This is a genomic window from Sphingomonas psychrolutea (assembly GCF_014636175.1).
GTDB classification, from domain to species: Bacteria; Pseudomonadota; Alphaproteobacteria; order Sphingomonadales; family Sphingomonadaceae; genus Sphingomonas; species Sphingomonas psychrolutea.
This window is the reverse complement of the sequence record NZ_BMDW01000010.1, coordinates 72,383-93,038: the sequence shown is the minus strand read 5'-3', so window position 1 is coordinate 93,038 and position 20,656 is coordinate 72,383. Positions and strand designations below refer to the sequence as shown.

Below are 20,656 nucleotides of genomic sequence, written 5' to 3'. Positions count from 1 at the left end.
TATTGGCAACCTTCCGGGGCCGTGGTTAGTTGGGCGTAGGTCGCAACGAAAGAACCATCGCCTTGAAGTTCTCTGCCCGCCTGTTTGGATCGGCTTTGTGTGCTTTTGCCACGCCGTTGCTGCTGGGCAATGGCGACAAGGGTCACAAGAAGATCGAAGTGCGAATCGGGCCACCCCGCGCGATCGTCCCCGGCGTGGAAAACACCGCTGACTGGCGACGGGTCGCAACGCCGGCCGATCGCGTTCGCCTGCGCGGCTGGCGCCAGGCGTGGGTCGATGCGGTGGCGACGGTCACGGCGGGGAACGATCTCGCGGTGTTGCAGGCCGATCCGGCCTTGTTCGACCCGGACCGCGTGTTGCCGGGGGCCAAGCCGCCGCCCGGCGCCTATCGCTGCCGCGTCCTGAAACTCGGTGCCAACGGTACCGCGATGCACAATCTCACGGCCTATCCCGCCGTCGATTGCACGGTGGTGGACGAGGGCGAGATGTCCAGCCTTTACAAAGTCTCGGGCGCGCAGCGGCCGGTCGGGCTGATCTTCCCCGATTCGGGGTCGCGCGCGGTGTTTCTCGGCACGATGGTGCTGGGCGATGAGACCAAGCCGCTCAATTACGGGCAAGACGCCAATCGCGATCTGGCGGGCTATGTCGAGCGGATCGGCCCCCGCCGCTGGCGGCTGGTGCTGCCGCACCCGCGGTTTGAGTCGCTGCTGGATGTGGTGGAGATTGTGCCGAAGTCTTAGCGAACCCCGCTCAGCCGCAGCGCGACCCCGATCGCCGCCGCCGCGCCGAGCGTCGGCAGCACGCCGGCGTTGAAGCGCAGCACCGCGATGCACGCCGCGACGCTGAGCGCGAGCGCCCAGGGGTCAACGCTCGTCAGTACCGGCGCGTCGAAGCGGAGCGGGCCCGCTGCGACTGGCGTTACGCGCGCGAACACGGCGTGGACCCCGAACCACAACGCCAGATTGAGGATCACGCCGACCACCGCCGCCGAGATCGCCGCGAGTGCACCCGACAGCGCGCGATTGCCGCGCAGCCGCTCGACATAGGGCGCGCCGAGGAAAATCCACAGGAAGCACGGCGCAAACGTCACCCACGTCGCGAGCAACCCGCCGAGCGTCGCGGCGAGCAGCGGACTGAGCGCCCCCGCATCGCGATACGCGCCCATGAAGCCGACGAATTGTAGCACCATGATCAGCGGGCCCGGCGTCGTCTCGGCCATGCCGAGGCCGTCGAGCATCTCGCCCGGGCGGAGCCAGTGATAGTCCTGCACCGCCGCCTGCGCGACATAGCCGAGCACGGCATAGGCCCCGCCAAAGGTCACCAGCGCCGCGCCTGAAAAGAAGAGCGCGACGCGGGTGAAGACATTCTCCGGTCCAAACGCGAGCAGCAGCGCGACGACCGGAATGCCCCAGGCGAGCGCGCAGACCGCCGGAACCTTCAGCGCGCGCCAGCCGGCCGCGCGGGCATGGTCGGGGAGCGCCTCGCCGAGCAAGCTGTCGGCATCGGCAAAGCCATCCTTCCCCCCTCCATGACCGCCCGAGCGAAACTCGCCCCGCCCGGCGCGCGTCGCGACATAGCCAAGCACACCTGCCCCGAGCACGATCAGCGGGAAAGGTGCTGCAAAGAAGAAGATCAGCAGGAACGCCGCCGCCGCGACGCCAAGCAGGACGCGGTTTCCCAGCGACCGTCGCCCGATCCGCACGACCGCTTGTGCGACGATCGCCAGCACCGCTGCCTTCAACCCGAAGAAGAGGCCCGCGACGATCCCAGTCGAGCCGTACAGCGCGTAGATCCAGCTGAGCGCCATGATCGACACGATCCCCGGCAGCACGAACAGCACGCCCGCAATCACCCCGCCGAGCGTGCGGTGCATCAGCCAGCCGATATAGATGGCCAATTGCTGCGCCTCCGGCCCCGGCAGCAGCATGCAATAATTGAGTGCGTGGAGAAAACGCTGCTCGCCGATCCAGCGTTTTTCCTCGACCAGAATGCGGTGCATGACCGCGATCTGCCCCGCCGGGCCACCGAACGATAAGGCCGCAATCCGCGCCCAGACGCGCACCGCGCTGGCGAGCGTGACGCCGTGATCTGCCGGTGCTGTCGCGTTGCTCATCCCGATCCTCCTGAAGCGGCAGCATCGCAGATTGTGCGGCGTGCGAAAGGGGATCAGAGCTTGCGCGCCGCCAAGCTTGGCTATGCGCGCGGGGTGATCGACAGGGCCCCCGCATCTTCGCGCTTTTCGGGGCGAATGTAGATCGACGACAGCATCGGCTCGGCCGCTTTGAGCGCGGTCTCGATTTCCTCGATCAGCGTCTCGGCCTCACCCATCGTCAGCGTGTCGCGGAAATCGGCGCTGATCGCGACGAAGATGCTTTGCGGCGCGGTATGGAGCGTGCGGACGTGATTGACGTGCGTAATTTCGGGTCGTGCATCGACGATTTTGCGGACCTGCGCGACGACCGCAGGATCGGCCGCTTCGCCGATCAGCAGACCCTTGGCCTCGCGCGCCAAAAGTGCTGCGACCACGCCGAGGATCACCCCGATCACGATCGAGGCGAGACCATCAATGCGCGGATCGCCCCACGCATGGCTCGCCCAGATGCCGACGCCTGCGACGAGCAGCCCGGCCAGCGCCGCCGAATCCTCGAACAGGACGATAAAGCCCGCCGGATCCTTCGACTGGCGCACCGCCGCCCACCAGCCGCGCCCGCGATTGGCGGCGGCGAATTCGCGCACCGCGAGGGACCACGAGCCGCCCTCGAGCACGAGTGCGACGCCGAGGACGATGTAATTGACCAGCGGATCGCGCAATTCCTCAGGGTGGTTCCAATGCGCCCAGCCTTCATAGATCGAGACGCCCGCGCCGACCCCGAAGATCAGGATCGCGACGACGAAGCTCCAGAAATACAGCTCGCGTCCATAGCCGAACGGGTGCGCCGCATCGGGCGGCCGCCGCCCGCGCTGCTGGCCGTAGAGCAGCAACAACTGGTTGAAGCTGTCGACGATTGAGTGGAACCCCTCGGTCAGCATCGACGACGATCCCGTGATCGACGCCGCCACGAATTTGGCGACCGCGATGCCGAGATTGGCGAGCAAGGCGGCGATGACGACAAGGTTTGAACCGTCTTGCTTGGACGCGGACATGGTGGAGGCTCCCGTTGGGGGTGCTGTATGCGGGGCGGGCGTGCCCTGTCACCCGTTGTATATTTTTGTAGCAATGTTATAACAAGCGTATGAACGCGCCTTTCATCCCCGCCAAGCAGCTCAAGCTCATCAAGATCGGCAATTCGGTCGGCGTAATCTTGCCGCGGGAAACGCTTGCCAAAATGGGTGTCGAACTCGGCGACACGGTCGACGTGACGGACAGCCCCGAGGGGATCGGTTTGCGCCGTCATGATGACGGTTTTGCGGTGCAGATGGAGGCCGCGCGCGAGGTGATGAAGCGCCGCCGCAACGCTTTGCGGGAATTGGCAAAATAGATCGTGGCCGAGGACTGGATCTGGGTCGACCGCGCGGTCGCGCTTGCAGCGCATGAGGAGCAGCTTGCCGAGCATGGCGGCGCCACCGGTGTGCGTGATCCCAATATGCTCGACAGCGCGATGGCCCGTCCGCTCAACCTGGTAGCCTATGGCGAACCTGACCTGGCCGATCTCGCGGCGAGCTATGCCTTCGGGATCGCGCGCAATCACCCGTTCGTCGATGGCAACAAGCGCACGGCTGCGGTGGTTAGCGAAACCTTTCTGGTGCTGAACGGCTATCGGCTCGATTGCAGCGATGTGGAGCTCGTCACGACGTTCCTCGCGCTGGCCGCCGGGGAACTAACGGTCGACGCCCTCACCGCTTGGTTCCGCGCGCGGATCGTGGCGGCCTAGCCCGCCACCAACGCCCGCGCGCGGCCATAAGCGAAATACACCGCAAGGCCGATTCCGTTCCACACCAGGAACGAGACCTGCGTCACCGTCTGCAAGCTGGTGAACAGATAGAGGCAGCCGAGGATCGCGGCGGGGGCAATGATCCACACAAGCGGCGTGCGGAACGGGCGGCGCGCGGCAGGGTCACGGCGGCGCGAGACCAGCACGCACGCGGCGACCGCGACGAAGGCGCACAACGTCCCGGCATTGGCGAGGCTGGCGATCACGTCGAGCGGGGTCAGCGCGGCGATCACGCTGACGAATATCGCCGTCACCAGCGTGATCCGCGCCGGGGTGCCGCGCGCCGAAATTTGCGCGAGCTTGGGCGGCAGGAAGCCGTCGCGCGCCATCACCAGAAAGATGCGGCTCTGGCCGTAGAGGAAGCCGAGGATCACCGTCGGCAGTGCGATCGCGGCGGCGATGCCGACGATCGCGGCGATCGGCCCCTGCCCGATCTGACGCAGGATCAAAGCGAGCGGCTCGGCGCTCTTGCCAAAGACATCGGGCCGCGCGGCGCCGATCGCGGCAGCAGCGACGACCATATAGATGATCGTACACACCACCATCGACCCCACGATGCCGATCGCCAAGTCGCGCTCGGGATTCTTGGCCTCTTCCGCGGCGGTCGAGATCGCGTCGAAGCCGTAGAAAGCGAAGAAGATGATCGCAGCGGCGCCCATCACGCCGTATTTTACGCCCCCTGCCGCCTCGACCGTGCCGAAGCCGTGCGGCGCGAACGGGCGGAAATTGGCAGCGTCGAAATGCGGCAGCGCGACCGCAACAAACAGGATCAGCGTCGCGACCTTGATGAGCACGAGCGCAGTGTTGATCCGCGCACTCTCGCGTGTGCCCAGCGTCAGTAATCCGGCGACCGTAGCGATGATGAAAATGGCAGGCACGTTGATCCCAGAGGCGGTCAGGCGCAACGTCCCGTCGAACAGGTTCCCGGCCACCGTCGGGCCGTGGGTCAGCCCTTCGGGAAGCACGATGCCGACATAGTTCAGGAACCCCACGGCATAGCTCGACCAGCCGACAGCGACTGCAGAAACCACCAGCGAATATTCGAGGATCAGGCTCCACCCGACGACCCAGGCGATCACTTCGCCGAGCACCGCGTAGCTATAGGTATAGGCGCTGCCCGAGGCCGGGATCAGCGTCGCCATTTCGGCATAGCATAGCGCCGCGCACGCGCAGATTGCGCCCGCGACGGCAAAGCTGACCAGCACCGCCGGCCCGGCGCGGTCTGCGCCGACCCCAATCAGCGTCAGGATCCCGGTCCCGACGATCGCCCCCACCCCCAGCGCGACGAGGTGCGGCCAGGACAGTGTGCGCGCGAGGCGATGCTCGACCGGGCGATCGTCGCCCAAAGCAATAATCTTCTTTCGGAACAAATCGGCCATGCTTCCCCCGGGTCGGCTCAAGCGCCGTTCGCGTATGGCTTAGCGCGCGATTGCCGATCGTGAAAACCCCGTGCGACGATGACGCTGACCCCGGCACTGCGCGGGACCGCAGCACTGCACCGGCTCCCAAGGAACCAGCGGCGCGTCAAGTGGCCGAGGGTGGCCGCGACGCAAAGTCCTCTTCCATTTGTGCGAGTGCCGCGACGACCCCTTCCAAATGGTGGCGATAACGCTGCCACCGCCCGGAGGATCGACGATGAACGGGATGCCGGACCTGCCATGCGCTGGCCGTCCGCAGCACGTTTTTGGAGCCCGCGGCGGCCAAGCAGCGCTCCTCCCACGGAAGACCAAGCGCGGCAATCACGTCGAAGATCGCTTTATCGGGTTCGGCAACAAGCTGGTCATAGTCGACATCAATAATATCAACGCCGAAAACGCAGTACCAATGTGACATCAGCCGTCGATACTGCTTGTAAAAATGCAATATTTCAAAAAAATCGTTGCCGTAAGTAATGCCGTCGCCGAAATGGAGAAAGTATATCGACAGAAATGTATCGAGTGGGTTGCGGCGCGTATGAACGATCTTGGCTTCCGGAAAGAGCGTCTTGATCAGGCCAATGTGCAGGAAATTATCACAGCGCTTGTCGGTCATGAAACCGGTAGCGGGCACCATTTTCAAATAATCGGCGCGCAATGCTGACGCATGGTCAGCGGACAGCGCCGCCGCTGCCTCGGGGTAAGGCAGCAGCGTGGACGCGAGCGCGGGAATTGCCTCCAGCTCACCGCCACAGCGAACCTCGCTATGCCGCCCGAGAATCTGCTCCAACAAAGTAGAACCGGACCGAAACATGCCGCAGACAAAAATTGGCGCCCCGAGTGCTGAGCCCCGCACAGGCACCGGTCGGTCGACCGGATAGGCCGCAATCAGCCGATCAACGAGACGTTCCTGTGCGATCGGGTCATAGCGCTGCGGCGCAATCGACCGGGCGATCCAATTGGCAGCTTCGAACGCCTGGAATGCGTCGTCATAGTCAGCGACGCCATCAAGTGCCGTGCCGAGCGCAAACAGCAGCTCTGCGCGGTCCTCCAGCGTCGTTGTGAGGTCGAGTGCCGTCCTCAGGCGATCGACAACGCCATCTGACTGATCAACAGCGAGGTCGATCATCCCGATCCGCGCATGCGCGCGACCATTGCCGGGATGAACGACCAACGCGCGACGATAGGCGGCGCGCGCGCGGTCGGGCTCCCCCAAGTCTTCATACACATTGCCGAGGTTGAGCAAAGCCGGGACAAAGACCGGATTAGCCAGACATGCTGCCTCAAGCTCGGCAATTGCGCATTGCGGGCGATCGAGATGGTCCGACAGGATGGCCGCGCGATTTACGTACGCTTCCTCAGGATGCAAAACACCACGATCGATCGCTTGCTGGTAGGACTGCAAAGCCTCGTCAAACGCGCGGACGGCGCGCTGCGCCCATGCCAAATTGAACCAGGCGTCGGGCTGGGCTGCGTCAATCGCCAGGCTTGCCTGAAACGACGGAATTGCCTGCTGCCACGCGCCGAGGCGGACTTGGGCTTCCGCGTTTTTCAACAACTCGCTCGATGATGCGTCGGACATCACACCTCGTACCGATCGGTTTGCAGGAATGCTAGGCCGTGCCGATGGCGCAATTAGGTGCCGAAGGCTTCGGGCGACGTGCGCCGATCGGCAACGGCAAAGAGCTTTTTAAGGTGTTCCTGCTCCGCCACCGTCAAATGCGGATTCCACACGTCAAAAATCAGCACGACGCGGTGTTGATCGCTATGGTTCCACGCCTCATGTTCGATCGTATCGTCGAACACGAAGGCCTCGCCTTCGCGCCAGGCGCGCGTTTCACCACCAACCCGGAACCCGCATCCGTCAGGCACAACAAGCGGCAGGTGGACGATCGCGCGCGTGTTCGTAACGCCGGTATGCGGTGGAATTTTGCCGTTCGCCTGCAGGATTGAAAAGAACGCCGATGGCGCTTTGCCCGGAAGCTGCGTTTGCGGCACGCGCGCGAGCGCCGATGCGGTATCTGGGCAAAGGGCACAGATCGCCTCGTTTTGCGCACCCTGCTCCCATAAAAAGCACGCGCTCCATTCCGGCGAATCGTCGAGCGAACTCCATTTGTTTTGGGGCGTCCCCGCGTCCAGCCGGACATACGGCCGGATCGCGGATGCGCCGTTGGCGATCAACGCCAGCGCTTCGGCGCGGATCTGCGGTGTCGCGGCCTCCAGTTCCGCGAGCCACGGGAAGTGTGCGCGGTCGAAAAATTCGTCGGCAGGAAGAAAGGGGAAATGGACCCCGGCGCACACATTATGATAAATCTTGCGCCGGCCAAGCGTATATTCAGCGCACGCCTTGAACCGATCGGACGTTGCGGCCTCGGCCAGCGGCGCACCAAGTTCAACGTCCAGCGCCTGAGCATAGGCTGCGTTATGCTCGTCCAGGAACCGGCTTGCACGACGTTCAATCTCAAGGATCGCATCCGAGCGTTCGGCGGCATTGCGCGCGATTTGCAGGACCGCACTCCAATGCGGCGCTGCACCCGAGAGCTCGCCTTCGCGCTGCAACAACTCGGCCAGACGAAGGCGTGCCATGAAATGCAATTGGTCGAGATCGAGCGTATCCTGAAGGCTTTGGCGCTCGCCACCCACGTCGCCCTTGGCCCGATATGCCGCGGCGAGATTGAGACGTAGCGCAGGCTCGGTCGGGTCGGCCGCGACCGCGTTGGTAAAACTGGTAATCGCAACGTCGAATGCCTGGTCGGACAACGCCCGCAGACCATGGGCGTTGTGGATCGCGGGGTCGGCAGGATGCGCCGCAATGGCCCGGTCGAGCAAGGCGCGTTCGCGTTGCGTCTGGCCCTGTTGCCGCAAGCTTGACGCTTCACGCAAAATTGCCTCAATCGCTGCGTCACGGTGTGCCATACCGCGACCAAAGCATAATGGTCCAACGCGGGCAAGCGCGCTGCAATCCCGCGCCGCCGCGCTACGAGGATGGTGGAATGACGACAGCGCCCGAGCAAGTCCGGCTTCCCGCAGAATGGCTGGCGCATCGTTATGATCCGGGCCACGACGCGATCCATTTCGTCGCGGTCGATCGCGCGCGGCGGCGTCACGCCGCCTTTTTGACCGATGCCGAATTGCCCGATCTTGGCGACGCGCTGGTCGTGCGGCGCGGCGATATCGCACCCGCCGCGTCCGGACAGCGCGTGAATTTCGTATTTCACTCCGCCTATTGCTGCTCGACGCTGGTCGCCAATGCCTATGATCGCCCCGGGCGCGCGTTCAGCTTGAAAGAGCCGGTGCTGCTCAACGATCTTGTCGGCTGGCGACATCGTGGCGGTGCCCCGGCACAGATTCGCGCCGTTTTGCAAGACGGCCTGGCAACGCTCGCACGACCGTTCGAGGCCGGCGAGGTGTGCGTCATAAAACCCTCCAACGTCGTCAACGGCTTGGCAATGACCATGCTGGCGGACCGCGCCGACGCCGCGGCGGTGCTGCTCTATGCGCCGCTGGAGGTATATCTCGGCTCGATCGCCAGCAAAGGCCTGTGGGGCCGATTGTGGGTGCGCGATCTGCTCGCCAAATTCATGAAGGAGGGGCTGGTCGATCTTGGCTTCGCGCCGGACGAGATCTTCCTGCAGTCCGACCTGCAAGTCGCCGCCAGCGGATGGCTGGCGCAACAGGCGCTGTTTGCCAAGCTCGTCGAACGGTGGCCGATGCGCGTTCGTACGCTCGACAGTGAAGGATTGCTCGCGCGGCCCGCCGCGGCGTTGGAGGCGCTCGATACGCTGTTCGGCGTGCCGTCGAGCGATGCGGAGCGGGCGGAGATCGTTGCATCGGTGTTCACGCGGCACGCCAAGTTCGGCGGAGATTTCGACGCGGACGCCCGCAAGGCCAACCAGAAAGCGGCGGCCGGCACCTATGCCGAAGAATTGGCAATGGTGCTGACCTGGGCCGAAAAGGTCGCCGAGAGCGCCGGAATCGCGATTATGCCGCCCCATCCGCTGCTACCCGCGCCATAAGCAGGACAAAAAAAGGGGGCGGCCCGAAGGCCACCCCCAATGTGTGTCGTCGGATCGTTACCGATCAGAACTTGACGCGCACTGCCGCGTTGAACGAGCGACCCAGTGGATCGTAGGTCGATGGGAAGGTGTTGCCCGATCCCGCCGCCGTCGAACCAGCCTGGCCACCAACGACCGGAGGCTGCTTGTTGAACAGGTTCTGCGTCCCCAGCGTCAAGACGAACTCTTTCGCTACCTCGAACTGCAAGGTCAGGTCGAAATAGTTGTACGCCGGGATGCGGTTGAAATTGACCGTCTGTCCGGCGAGTGCCGAACTCGCGCCAGCGGCATTGGTCACGACACCGCTGAAAAGATTGCGGTTCGCGGCCGTAAAGCCTCGCGCCACATAGTCAGGAGCCTGGCCCTCATACTGGACCGAGTCGAGATGCCGCCACAGGACCGATAGGCTGACGCCCGGAGCCGACAGCGTCGTGCGCTGCTGCCAAGTCAGTTCCGGCAAGATCTGACCCAAGCTCGGTCCGCAATTCACGCTGAAGTACCCGACGCAATCACGCGAAACCGACGTAGGCGAAGCGGAAAACTGCAAGTGGTTGGTCCATGTTCCGCGAAAGTTAAGGTCGAGCCCGAACTCTCCGAACTTGTGACCATAATCAGCCGTCAAATCGATCCCATCGGTCGCGTAGCGGCCATTGTTGGTCAATGGGGTTTGCAGGCCGAAGGTCGTCGCGGACGGCCCACTCAAACGACCATTGGCCGGGTTGCGGCGGATCGAGGTGCAGGCGGCCGACGTTGCGGATGCTGCAGTGATATTGCCGAAGCACGCGTTGAGCGCATCGCTAGGCAGCGCCGAGGTGATCGCCTGGTTCACCTTGATATCGAAATAATCGACGCTGATCGAAAGACCCGGGACGAACTGGCTTGGCGTGAACACGGCACCGAGCGTGAAGGTGTCGGCCTTTTCCGGCTTGATCAGCGCATTACCGCCAGCCGTTGCGTTTGCCTGACCGGCGGATGGGTTCTGGATCAGCCCGATCGAGGCCGCAGGGGCACCCTGTGCGATGCAAACTGCCGCAAGATTTGCATTGGACAGAGGTGCAGTACCTACGCAGGGTTCGGTCCTCACGTTGGTCAGACCCGTAACCGTCGGGGCGAACAATTCACCGATGTTCGGCGCGCGTACGGCACGTTGGTAGTTGCCGCGAAAGCGAACACCCTTCACCGGCTCCCACGTTGCGCCACCCTTATAAGTGGTCGTGTTGAAATGCGGGCTGCCTGCCGCCTGAACATTGTACGACGAATAGCGGATGCCGGCTTCGAGCGTCAGGTCGTTGAAGAACGGCTTGTCCGTCACGATCGGTGCGATCAACTCGCCAAACCCTTCCGTCACGTCATAGCCGCCGGTGAAGGGAAGCGTCGCGCCGCCCGCACCGCCGAGTGCCGAAGGATCCTGCGCGAACGCATCCGGGATGCGGTCATACTTATACTTGCGATATTCCACGCCGACGGCGTAGCTGATCGCCTTATCCGACGTTGGCAGGAAGCTGCCGAAATCGCCCGACAGAACTGCGCGTGCCTGGTACAGTTCGGTGTTGATGCGGATCGTGCTCTGCGCCTGCAGGAACGCAACCTGCGCAGGGGTGATCGAGCCAGCCGCGCCGAACAGATTGACCGGAACGCAATTGCCCGTCGTGTCGATGCAGGTCGTGGTATTGGTGGCGTTCAGCGCCTGTTGGACGCGCTGCGTAATGACGTATCCCGACTGGGTCGACGTCTGCTCGCTGCGACCATAAGACGCCGAAATATCGAGGCTCGTCGACTTGGCGATATCGATTTTCGTGCCGATCCGCGCATCGTACAGATTGTTCTGGTACGTGCTGACGCGCGGCCCGATTTCAACGAGACGACGATAGACGCCTGGCAGCGGAATTGCCGGGTTGGTGTTGCACGTCGCGCCCAATGGAATGCCATTCGCCGTGCAGAGCTGATCGCGGATCGTCGAATTGAGATACGGGTTGTTACCCGGGATCGTCAGCGCGTTGCCGAAAACGCCCGATGGCGCGATGATCGACTGAACGGTGTTCTGCGAGAACATGCCCCGCGCATAGAATTCCACGCCGTCGGCGACGTCATAATGGGTCGCTGCGTAGATGCTCTTGCGGATCAGCGGGGTCTGGAAAATGTTGTATGGATTGAAGTTGAAGCCCTGATATTGCGGGACCAACGAGCCGCCGCCATTGGCGACCTGCAGATCGGCGGTCGGGAACGAAATAGTCGTCGGCACCGATGTGAACGACGCGCCCGATGCGCGACCGGTGGTGCTGCTGATGCCGAAGATCGAGAAGGGCTGGATCTGATAGACCGGGTCTACCTTGGTATAGCCGAAGCTCAGAACGGCGTTGCCGCGATCGTCAGCGAAGTTCGCACCGACCGTGATGTCACCGCGGAACGAATAGCCATCGCCCGTACCCAAAATCTTGTTCGCAAACCGAACGTCAAGGCCGGTAAAGTTACGCTTGGTGATGAAGTTCACGACACCCGACACGGCATCCGCGCCGTAGGTGGTCGATGCGCCACCGGTCAGCAAATCGACGCGATCGATCAGCGCCAGCGGAATGACGTTCAGATCGACGACACCATCGGCACGCGACGGAACGAGGCGGTTACCATCGAGCAAGACCAGGTTGCGCTGAGCGCCGAGACCGCGAAGATCGACCGTGTTGGTGCCATTCGCGCCGTTATTGACCTGCGAACCAACGCCCGGCGAAACGCCTGGCAGGCCACGGATCAATTCTTCCACCGTGTTCGGTGCGCGCTTCGTGATTTCGCTCTCGTTCAAGACCTTGATCGGCGACGACGATGTCAGATTGGGGTTGCGGATCAACGTACCGGTCACGACGATGTCGGTGTTCGGCGTCGCCTCGTCCGGGCTCGCGACGGTGGCTGGTGCCACTTGCGCGGAAGCCGACGAAGCAAAGCTGGCGAATGCCAGGACCGAGATAGCCGAGCCAACGCTCAAGCGCGCGAGCGAAGTTGCAGTTTTTTTCATAAACACCCCTTTTTGACCAAACCGGCACGGCATCAAGGGCGTGCCCGGCTGGACAGTTGAACGATAGGCCCGACGTTGCAGGCCGCAGTTTCACTTTAGTTCTACCCTCAACTAGGTCAGCGGCCGTATTTTTGTAAAGCTACCGTTCCGGATTTTAGTCCGTTCTCGGCCTTTTATCGGATGCTTGTAACAAAAGAGCCACACCTACCGGTGACAATATCTGGTATTAAGTTTCGTTTTTAGAATGGGTTAGTTGAGATAATCTGGTATCGAGAGCGACCCGCGCGGCGCGCCGTTTGTGCCGGTCCGGTCGCATTGATCGGCGCCTCGGCGCCATTGGCGCGCGGCGATCCGGCGTGTTTCAGAGCGTCATACTGGAGCACAGCCCTTCGTTCCCCGACGCCATGCCACCACGATCCCGGCCATCCGCGGCTTCGGCGCGAAGGGTAAGATTTTCAACGATTTGCAATTAGGTGCTGTTTGGCTGGGGCGGCAGGGTTCGAACCTGCGAATGGCGGCATCAAAAGCCGCTGCCTTACCACTTGGCGACGCCCCAACATCCCGGCCAAGCCGGGAGCGCGGTGCTTTACGGCGGTGATGCGCGGATGGAAAGGGGGCGATGGCGCTTTTCCACAAGTAATGCGCAGCGGCGTCGCGCTTCCCTCAGATCACCCGGTCGAGCCAGCCATGCGGATCGGGCGCGTGGCCGCGTTGAATGTCGATCAACGCTTGCCGCAAGCGCCCCGTGATCTGGCCCGGGCCGCCGCTGCCGATCTGGAACTGGCCGTCCTTCTGCTTCATCGTGCCGATCGGCGTAACGACCGCGGCGGTGCCGCACGCAAACGCCTCGCGCAGGCGACCGCTTTCCGCGTCCGCGCGGCACTGGTCGATCGCATAGGGTTCCTCACGCACGACGAGCCCCATGTCGCGGGCGAGCGTGATCAACGAATCGCGCGTAATTCCGGGCAGGATCGTGCCGGTCAGCGCCGGGGTCGCGATGCTGCCATCATCGAACACGAAGAAGATGTTCATGCCGCCCAGTTCCTCGATCCAGCGGCGCTCGACCGCGTCGAGGAACAGCACTTGATCGCACCCCTGCCGTGTCGCTTCGGCTTGCGCGATCAGGCTCGAGGCATAATTGCCGCCGCATTTGGCAGCGCCAGTGCCGCCGGGTGCCGCGCGGGTATAATCCTGCGACACCCACAGGGTTACGGCGGGTGCATCACCCTTGAAATAGGCACCGACCGAGGACGCGATCACCGCATAAAGATATTCGGTCGAGGGTTTGACGCCAAGGAACACTTCGCTCGCGATCATGAACGGGCGCAGATACAGTGCGCCGCCCTCGATATCCGGAATCCAGTCGGCCTCCTGCCGCACGATCGCACGGACCGATTCGACGAACAGATCATCGGGCAAGGGCACCATCGCCATCCGCTCGGCCGAGCGGCGGAAGCGCGCGGCATTGGCGTGCGGACGGAACAACGCCGCGCCACCATCGGGCAAGCGATACGCCTTCAGCCCTTCGAAAATCTCCTGCGCATAATGCAGCACCGCCGACGCGGCATCCAGCTGAAACGGTGCACGCTTCACGACCCTGGCGTCATGCCAGCCGTTCGCCTCACTATAACGAATCGTCGCCATATGATCGGTGAAGACCCGCCCGAAGCCGGGGTTGGTGAGCAAGGCCGCGCGCTCGTTGACGGCAAGCGGGGTCGCGCTTGGCTCGACCGCGAAGGTCGGCACAGCATCGGCGGCGATGGCCGGGTCGGAAGCGAGGGACATGTTGTGCAGCATAGATGCGACATTCTGTTACAAATTTTAGGGTTGATGGGGTGTACGGGAGGCGTCAAACGCGGTCAACAATGGCCACCGCAATCGCTTCCGCTTCACCGCTCTTCCTCCGCGAGACCGAAATCCGGCGCGGGATGGAGTTGCTATATTTCGCCCAAAGCACGCTCGCACGATCGACCGAGGCGCGGCTGGCGGGAATGGGACTGGGCCGGGCGCACCACCGCGCCATGTACTTTATCGCACGACATCCGGATCTGACGGTCAGCGCGCTGCTCGGCTTGCTCGGCATCACCAAACAATCGCTCGGCCGCGTGCTCAACGAACTGGGCGATCGCGATCTGGTCGAGACGCGCATTGGCGAGCGTGACCGGCGGCAGCGTTTGCTGCGCTTGTCCGACGCAGGTGCCGCGTTGGAATATGAATTGTTCGAAACCGTGCGGCAGCATTGGGCAACGGCGTACGCGCGCGCCGGACAAAGCGCGGTCAGCGGCTTCTGGTCGGTGCTGGAAGGGATGATCGGCGACGCTGACCTCGCGCGGCTTTCGGGTTTGCGCGACTAAGCGCGCGCGGCGGCGGCCATCTCGGCGTTGCTCCGGGTGGCGGCGGCGATCGTTTCGGTGAGCAGAACCGTCAGCGCACCGTCGGCGTCCAGCACGTCGAGGCCCTTGCGGGTCGATCCACCGGGGCTCGCCACGCGCTCGGCCAATTCCCCCGGACCGACATCAGCGGCGGAAGCCAAGAGGCCTGCCCCCTCCACTGTCGCGAGCGCGAGCCGCTGCGCCTGGTCCGCGGGCAGCCCCTGCGCGACCCCGGCGGCGGCCAGCGCATCGATAAAGCGATAGAGGAACGCTGGTCCGCTGCCGGCGAGCGCGGTGACCGCGTCGAACTGCGCCGGTGCGACCCACTCAACCAAGCCCAGCGGGGCCATCAGCGTAGCGACGGCCCGGCGCATGGCGGGATCGTCGCGCGATGTGTCGAGCGCGACCACGCCCTTGCCGATGCCGACCGGGAGATTGGGCATGGCGCGGAGCACTCCACCGGCGCGAAAGCGGCGCGCAAGCGCGGCCTCCTCGACGCCAGCGAGGATCGATAGCAGCACCGGCACGCCTGCCAACCGATCGGCAAAGCGCGCGGCCACGTCATCCAATTGCTGTGGCTTCATCGCCAGCACGACGGCATCGGGCAGCGCCCCGGCGGGGAGGTCGCGCGCTTGCCGTACACCCGCGGGCAAAAGTCGGTCAGCGCGATTGACGACATCGACCGAATCGGCCGCCAGCGTCCCGCGCGCGATCCACTGGCGCAGCATCGCGCCGCCCATATTGCCGCAGCCGATCATCCAGACGCGCGCGATCCGCATCGGCGCCGCCGTCACGCTTCGCCCTGCGTCTCGGTCATCGCGGCGGCGAGCGCTTCCTTGGGGGTTTTGCCGCCCCACAGGACGAACTGGAAGACGGGGTAAAAGCGCTCGCATTCGTCGATCGCGCTTTCGACGAGCAATTCGGCCGCGCCGAGCGACATCGTGCCGCCACCCGAATCGGTCGGGCTCTCGATCATCGCGGCATGGCGATAGAGCAGGATCCCGCTCGACGACCACAGTTCGAAATGGCCGACCCACAATTGCTCGTTAATCAGGCCGATCGCTTCGTAAATCGCCACGCGCCGGTCATCGGCGACGCGGATATCCGGGAAGGCGAGGAACTGGATGACGCTGTCTTCTTCCCGCCACAGCGCGCGCAATTCATACTGCGTCCAGCTGCCCTTAACCTTGGCGATAACCTCGTCGTCCTGACGCTCATGTTCCCAGCCATGCGCCGCGAAATAGCTTTCGAGCATGTCGATGGGCGCGGCGTCATCGCGATCATAATCGGCTTCGTCGAGCATCACTGTGTGCCTCCACGCACCGTGCTGCGCCGCAGGGTGGCGCGAAGTCGGCGATGAGACAAGGAACGGGTGGGCAACGCTGTAGAGAAAGCTGTGGACAAAATCGTGCTCAGCCTTCGGCTTTCGGCTTTTTTACCGCTTTCGCCTCGAGCGCGTCGAGCCGTGCGCGCAACGCATCGGCATCATCGCGCGCCGCCGCCGCCATCGCCTTTACCGCGTCGAATTCGTCCCGGCTGACGAAATCGAGCCCGCCAATCCATTCCTTGGCGCGCGCGCGCGCGCCCGCCTCGGCCTCGCGCCCGACACCGGCCAGCGTCCCCGCCGCGCCGTTCATGAACTTCACGAGATCGTCAAAAATCTTATTGTCGGCTTGCATGGTCAAAAATCCAGTGCGTTATAACTTGATGATCTGGGAACTAGAGGTGGGTGGCGCAAGGGTTTCCGCCCCGGGGTTCAAATCCATGATCTGGTAGTTGAGATAGCCGGCAAAGAGCAACCAGGCCAGATATGGCACCAGCAACAGCGCCGCGACGATCCGGATTCGGGCGAAGAGCAGCGTCATCGCGCAGGTCAGCGCGAACATGATGCCGACGATGCCCAGCGCCCAAGTGACTTGATGCATCCCGAAAAAGACCGGCGACCAGGTCAGGTTCACCGCCAATTGTACCCCGAACAGCGCGATCGCCGCGCCACGCAGCCGCGACCCGCGGGCGTGGATGATCATGGCAAGCGACAGACCGAGCAGGATATAGATCGCCGTCCACGCGACCGGAAACGCCCAGTCGGGCGGCGTAATATCGGGCTTGATGATGGCTGCGTACCACAGGTTTTCCGGCCCCGACGGCGCGAGCCGCGCCGCGGTGAAGCCGAGCAGCAGCACGAACGGGACGGTCACCACCGCCCAACGGAGAAATGACAGCCGTAATTGCTGTTTCGATGCAACTTCTCTCAAGCGTTACGTCCTCCCCCGAATCCGCGAATGCCGCGCTGCACTATAGAGGAGGACGCGCACCGATGTGCGGATAATTTTCATACGCCCGCCGCGGCACCGTCGCGCGTTGCGCCGATGAGGAATTCGACATTGCCCTCGGGGCCGGTGATCGGGCTTTCGACCAGCGTATCGACGCGCCACCCCTGCGCCACGACCCATGCCGAGACCTCGGCACAGACACGCGCATGAACCGCAGAATCGCGCACCACGCCGCCCTTGCCCACTTCGCTGCGGCCGGCCTCGAATTGCGGCTTGATCAAGGCGAGCAAGCGTGCGGCGGGTTTGGCGAAGGTCAGCGGGCGTTCGAGCACCTTGGCGAGGCCGATGAAGCTGGCGTCGCACACGATCAGATCGACCGGCTCGGGGATGTGCGCCTCGGTCAGGATGCGTGCGCTGGTCTGTTCGAGCACGACCACGCGATCATCCTGCCGCAGTTTCCACGCGAGCTGGTTGGTGCCGCTATCGACCGCATAGACCCGCGCCGCGCCACGCTGGAGCAGCACGTCGGTAAACCCGCCGGTCGAGGAACCGACGTCGATCGCGACCACGCCGGTGACATCCCACCCGGTCGCATCAAGCCCGTGCGCGAGCTTGATCCCGCCGCGCGACACCCAGGGATGATCGCGCCCGCGCACGTCGAGCGCGGCATCGTCGGCGATCGTCTGCCCCGGTTTGTCGATCTTGCGCGTGCCGACGAACACCAGCCCCGCCATGATCAGCGCCTGCGCGCGCGTCCGGCTTTCGACAAGACCGCGATCGACGAGCAGCTGGTCAACCCGAATCTTGGTCATGCGCGTCTTTCTCGGGCCTGGGGGCGGGTGGCAGCCACGCATCGCCCCACGCCTTGATCGCTTCATAGGTCGGCCCGAGCGCGCGCCCCGCTTCGGTGAGGCGATACGCCGCGCGCTTGCCCGTCGGCGGCACGCGTTCGAACACTCCCGCCGCAACCAGAATCCCGAGCCGCGAGGTCAGCGCGGCGCGCGAGATATCGAGCCGGTCGAGGAAGTGTTCGAAATGCTCCACCCCGAGGAACGCCTCGCGCAGGATCAGCATCGCCCAGCGATCGCCGAGCACGCGCGAGGCGCGCCCGATCGGACAGGGCGCGCGCGAGGGAATGTACGCCTTCATCACGGCCCTCCTAACAAGCTTGCGCCGCTTCGCCAAAACCGCAATAGTCTGTATTGCGGACTTTAAGGAGATTCGCGATGGCATCCGTGTTCGAACAGCGTTTTGCCGACAATGCCGAGGCGGTCGACTATATGAAGAAAGTGGCGGTCGGGCAGTCGGGCTTCGCGCGCTTTCTCGGGGTCGAACCGATCCTGTGCTGGGACGGCAAATCCGAACTCCTGCTCCACGTACGCCCCGACATGACGCAGCATCATGGCTTTGCGCACGGGGCGATCGTCGGGCTGATGGCGGACAATGCCTGTGCTTGGGCGGCGAGCACGGTTGCGGGGGATGTCGTGACCGGAGCCTACAGCATCAACTTCCTGGCACCGGCACGCGGCACGCGGCTGCGCGCGATCGGTAGTGTGGTGAAGGCGGGTAAGCGCCAGGTGATCGTCCGCGCCGATGTCTGGTCCGAAAGCGCCGAGTCGCCGCCCGTGCTGACCGCAGTGGCGCAGGCAACCGTCGTCCCGGTCGGATGATAAAGCGCCCGGTCCGGCCCCATTTGCGACGGATCGCGCGCACATTTCGGATCGTCGCACGCCGCTGTCCGCTTGGCGCAAGACTATTGCCTATCAATTAAGTGGGAATATCTTTGCGGATGGGAGGCGTGGTCGCGCGGCGTCCCCCTAGAGCAAGGGCGGCCACGTCTCCTCCGCCCCGATCCCGGGGGTTTTGGGAGAGAATCGATGGGTAGCTTTTCGAGTTTCGACCCCGTTCAACCGACCATTCTGACCGTACCCGGCCTGGGCGGCTCTGGCCCCTCACACTGGCAAAGCCTGTGGGAGGACGCGCGCCCCGACACCGTCCGTGTCGAACTCGGGATGTGGAACACGCCGCACCGCAATGCCTGGGTGACCAAGCTCGACCAGGCGATCCGCGCGGCACAGGCACCCGTCGTGCTGGCGGCGCACAGCCTCGGCTGCCTCGCCGTCGCCTGGTGGGCGGAACTGACGCGGCAGCCGTATGGCTGGCCGGTCGCTGGTGCCTTGCTTGTCGCGCCCGCCGATGTCGACCGCGCCGATGTCCAGGCCGAACTGGCGACCTTCGGGCCAACGCCCGTCACCCCCCTGCCCTTTCCGTCGATCGTCGTGGCGAGCAGCGACGATCCGTGGATTTCGATCGAACGCGCGCACAGCCTCGCAGTCGGATGGGGCAGTCATTTCGTCGATGCCGGACCGCAAGGGCATCTGAACGCCGCCAGCGGCATCGGCTGGTGGCGCGAGGGCCAGGAATTGCTCGACCGGGTGATCGGCGCGTCGGCCGACCGGAAGGGCAAGCCGCTTACCCCCGGCGATGCCCGCTCGATCCTCGCGATCAACGCCACCGACGCGGCGCAGGCGCATTATTTGCCGGGTTAGTGGGCCGCTAACCCCGTTCGTCCTGAGCAACTGTGTTCAGGCGAACGGGACAAGGTGCGCGACAGGAAACCAGCAAAACCCTAGTCGAAAAACAGATACGCCGGGTCGAAATCCGCGAAGGCGCGCAAGCCGTCCCAATCGAGGATTTCGACTTCGCCATGCCGAAACGCAACCAGACCTTGCTCGCGCAATTGGCGCAGCATCCGGTTGGCATGCACCGCCGTCAGCCCCGTTGCATCCGCCAGATCGACTTGCGTCAGCGGCAGCGCGAAGGTGCGATCGGGCGCCATGCCGATCCGCTCCAGCCGGACATACATTTCGCAAAACAAATGTGCGAGCCGGACAACCGCGCTGCGCGCGCCGACCGAGACGATCCATTCGCGATTGATCGCGGCATCGATCAGCGTCGATCGCCACAGCAACTCGGTGAGCGTCGGCGATTGCGCGGTCAGCGCGCGAACCGCGGTGTGGGGAAACATCGCGACCTTCACATCGGTCAAGGCCGCGACCGAATGTTCGAGGCGTTTCAGCGGATAGGAATGCAAATCGACGAAATCGCCGGGGATATGGATTGCCAAAATCTGGCGCCGTCCCTCCGGCGTGTCGCGATAGCGCTCGACAAACCCTTCGAGCAGCAACGTGCATTGCGTGAGCGGAACCTGTTGCCGGACCATGATCTGTTTAGCGGTGAACGTCGCGGTGCGGGCAACGGCGGATTCGAGCGCCGCCGCCTCCTCCCCGTCGATAACGGGGGTGCGATGAGTTTTCAGAAACAGGCTGGTGTACATCAGTATCCCCTCGCCGGAACATGCGCATCGGCAGGACGTTCTGTCCAGTGGGAGACCAAAAATGTCCAGAACGCCGTATGATACGCCGATTTTCGCGGCTGCCGAACATGGCATTGTCGTCCTTGATGGCCCCGATGGCCTGGCCACCTCGCTGACGCCCGCTGCAGCGCGGAAATCGGCGCACCATATCGCGAGTGCCGCGGAAATAGCCGAGAAGGAACCCGACGCGGAATCGCCATGGCGTTCATCATGACGCGAAGCGGTG

The 20,656-nt window shown here is 63.9% G+C and carries 22 protein-coding genes and 1 tRNA gene; 8 read left to right on the top strand and 15 right to left on the bottom strand.

Annotated features, from left to right (window positions below; all coding sequences use genetic code 11):
* The first annotated feature begins 62 nt into the window (after window positions 1-62).
* Window positions 63-740 carry a DUF4893 domain-containing protein gene (locus tag IEV62_RS09860; protein ID WP_188446969.1) on the top strand — a complete coding sequence of 226 codons (678 nt, stop codon included), beginning with the start codon at window positions 63-65 and terminating at the stop codon, window positions 738-740.
* Here the strand turns inward: IEV62_RS09860 and chrA are convergent.
* Window positions 737-2,113: a chromate efflux transporter gene (chrA, locus tag IEV62_RS09855; protein ID WP_188446967.1), complete on the bottom strand. Its 1,377-nt coding sequence runs from the start codon at window positions 2,111-2,113 to the stop codon at window positions 737-739. The two genes, IEV62_RS09860 and chrA, sit on opposite strands and share 4 nt — an antisense overlap.
* 80 nt (window positions 2,114-2,193) lie before the next feature.
* Window positions 2,194-3,144, bottom strand: coding sequence for a cation diffusion facilitator family transporter (locus IEV62_RS09850; protein WP_188446965.1), 951 nt, complete (start codon window positions 3,142-3,144; stop codon window positions 2,194-2,196).
* An 89-nt stretch (window positions 3,145-3,233) separates the two neighbouring features.
* On the opposite strand from IEV62_RS09850, the gene IEV62_RS09845 reads away from it, so the two are divergent.
* Both IEV62_RS09845 and IEV62_RS09840 read left to right on the top strand, forming a co-directional pair.
* Window positions 3,234-3,479, top strand: a complete 246-nt coding sequence (locus tag IEV62_RS09845; protein WP_188446963.1) for an AbrB/MazE/SpoVT family DNA-binding domain-containing protein — start codon at window positions 3,234-3,236, stop codon at window positions 3,477-3,479.
* Window positions 3,480-3,872, top strand: coding sequence for a type II toxin-antitoxin system death-on-curing family toxin (locus IEV62_RS09840; RefSeq protein ID WP_188447033.1), 393 nt, complete (start codon window positions 3,480-3,482; stop codon window positions 3,870-3,872). It abuts the gene before it with no gap.
* Here IEV62_RS09840 and IEV62_RS09835 read toward each other — a convergent pair.
* The 3 genes from IEV62_RS09835 to IEV62_RS09825 all read right to left on the bottom strand — a co-directional run bounded on the left by IEV62_RS09835 (window position 3,869) and on the right by IEV62_RS09825 (window position 8,263).
* Complete coding sequence (locus IEV62_RS09835) at window positions 3,869-5,311, bottom strand: amino acid permease (protein ID WP_188446961.1); 1,443 nt, start codon at window positions 5,309-5,311, stop codon at window positions 3,869-3,871. The two genes, IEV62_RS09840 and IEV62_RS09835, sit on opposite strands and share 4 nt — an antisense overlap.
* 145 nt (window positions 5,312-5,456) lie before the next feature.
* Complete coding sequence (locus IEV62_RS09830; protein ID WP_188446959.1) at window positions 5,457-6,929, bottom strand: tetratricopeptide repeat-containing sulfotransferase family protein; 1,473 nt, start codon at window positions 6,927-6,929, stop codon at window positions 5,457-5,459.
* A gap of 53 nt (window positions 6,930-6,982) precedes the next feature.
* Window positions 6,983-8,263, bottom strand: a complete 1,281-nt coding sequence (locus tag IEV62_RS09825; RefSeq protein ID WP_188446957.1) for an aspartyl/asparaginyl beta-hydroxylase domain-containing protein — start codon at window positions 8,261-8,263, stop codon at window positions 6,983-6,985.
* A gap of 77 nt (window positions 8,264-8,340) precedes the next feature.
* Here IEV62_RS09825 and IEV62_RS09820 point away from each other — a divergent pair, with 77 nt between their 5' ends.
* A complete protein-coding gene (locus IEV62_RS09820) occupies window positions 8,341-9,363 on the top strand; it encodes a hypothetical protein (RefSeq protein WP_188446955.1) in 1,023 nt (340 codons plus the stop codon).
* A 64-nt stretch (window positions 9,364-9,427) separates the two neighbouring features.
* On the opposite strand, the gene IEV62_RS09815 is transcribed toward IEV62_RS09820, so the two are convergent.
* The 3 genes from IEV62_RS09815 to IEV62_RS09805 form a co-directional block, all read right to left on the bottom strand.
* Window positions 9,428-12,409: a TonB-dependent receptor domain-containing protein gene (locus IEV62_RS09815; RefSeq protein WP_188446953.1), complete on the bottom strand. Its 2,982-nt coding sequence runs from the start codon at window positions 12,407-12,409 to the stop codon at window positions 9,428-9,430.
* A 481-nt stretch (window positions 12,410-12,890) separates the two neighbouring features.
* A tRNA-Gln gene (locus tag IEV62_RS09810) sits at window positions 12,891-12,965 on the bottom strand.
* A 107-nt stretch (window positions 12,966-13,072) separates the two neighbouring features.
* Window positions 13,073-14,206 (bottom strand): branched-chain amino acid aminotransferase, encoded by a 1,134-nt coding sequence (locus IEV62_RS09805; protein WP_188446951.1) that lies wholly within the window; start codon window positions 14,204-14,206, stop codon window positions 13,073-13,075.
* Window positions 14,207-14,274: 68 nt separating this feature from the next.
* Between IEV62_RS09805 and IEV62_RS09800 the strand changes: the two genes are divergently transcribed.
* Complete coding sequence (locus IEV62_RS09800; protein ID WP_188446949.1) at window positions 14,275-14,763, top strand: MarR family winged helix-turn-helix transcriptional regulator; 489 nt, start codon at window positions 14,275-14,277, stop codon at window positions 14,761-14,763.
* Here IEV62_RS09800 and proC read toward each other — a convergent pair.
* From proC to IEV62_RS09770, 6 genes are all read right to left on the bottom strand, one after another.
* A complete protein-coding gene (proC, locus tag IEV62_RS09795) occupies window positions 14,760-15,560 on the bottom strand; it encodes a pyrroline-5-carboxylate reductase (RefSeq protein ID WP_188447031.1) in 801 nt (266 codons plus the stop codon). The two genes, IEV62_RS09800 and proC, sit on opposite strands and share 4 nt — an antisense overlap.
* Before the next feature lie 11 nt (window positions 15,561-15,571).
* Window positions 15,572-16,084, bottom strand: coding sequence for a type III secretion system chaperone family protein (locus IEV62_RS09790; protein ID WP_188447029.1), 513 nt, complete (start codon window positions 16,082-16,084; stop codon window positions 15,572-15,574).
* 109 nt (window positions 16,085-16,193) lie between these two features.
* On the bottom strand, window positions 16,194-16,460 hold the full coding sequence (locus IEV62_RS09785) for an accessory factor UbiK family protein (RefSeq protein WP_188446947.1): 267 nt from the start codon (window positions 16,458-16,460) through the stop codon (window positions 16,194-16,196).
* 18 nt (window positions 16,461-16,478) lie between these two features.
* A complete protein-coding gene (locus tag IEV62_RS09780; protein WP_188446945.1) occupies window positions 16,479-17,036 on the bottom strand; it encodes a TspO/MBR family protein in 558 nt (185 codons plus the stop codon).
* A gap of 77 nt (window positions 17,037-17,113) precedes the next feature.
* Complete coding sequence (locus IEV62_RS09775) at window positions 17,114-17,866, bottom strand: TlyA family RNA methyltransferase (RefSeq protein WP_188446943.1); 753 nt, start codon at window positions 17,864-17,866, stop codon at window positions 17,114-17,116.
* The gene (locus IEV62_RS09770) at window positions 17,847-18,203 is read right to left on the bottom strand and encodes a winged helix-turn-helix transcriptional regulator (protein ID WP_188446941.1); all 357 of its coding nucleotides are present in this window, start codon (window positions 18,201-18,203) and stop codon (window positions 17,847-17,849) included. The genes IEV62_RS09775 and IEV62_RS09770 overlap by 20 nt, the downstream gene beginning before the upstream one ends.
* Before the next feature lie 77 nt (window positions 18,204-18,280).
* Here IEV62_RS09770 and IEV62_RS09765 point away from each other — a divergent pair, with 77 nt between their 5' ends.
* Together IEV62_RS09765 and IEV62_RS09760 are read left to right on the top strand one after the other, a co-directional pair.
* Window positions 18,281-18,724, top strand: a complete 444-nt coding sequence (locus tag IEV62_RS09765; protein WP_188446939.1) for a PaaI family thioesterase — start codon at window positions 18,281-18,283, stop codon at window positions 18,722-18,724.
* Window positions 18,725-18,931: 207 nt separating this feature from the next.
* Window positions 18,932-19,603, top strand: coding sequence for an RBBP9/YdeN family alpha/beta hydrolase (locus IEV62_RS09760; RefSeq protein ID WP_188446937.1), 672 nt, complete (start codon window positions 18,932-18,934; stop codon window positions 19,601-19,603).
* A gap of 80 nt (window positions 19,604-19,683) precedes the next feature.
* On the opposite strand, the gene IEV62_RS09755 is transcribed toward IEV62_RS09760, so the two are convergent.
* Window positions 19,684-20,391, bottom strand: a complete 708-nt coding sequence (locus IEV62_RS09755) for a Crp/Fnr family transcriptional regulator (RefSeq protein WP_188446935.1) — start codon at window positions 20,389-20,391, stop codon at window positions 19,684-19,686.
* Between the two features lie 61 nt (window positions 20,392-20,452).
* Between IEV62_RS09755 and IEV62_RS09750 the strand changes: the two genes are divergently transcribed.
* Window positions 20,453-20,644, top strand: a complete 192-nt coding sequence (locus tag IEV62_RS09750) for a hypothetical protein (protein WP_188446933.1) — start codon at window positions 20,453-20,455, stop codon at window positions 20,642-20,644.
* Window positions 20,645-20,656: the final 12 nt, after the last annotated feature.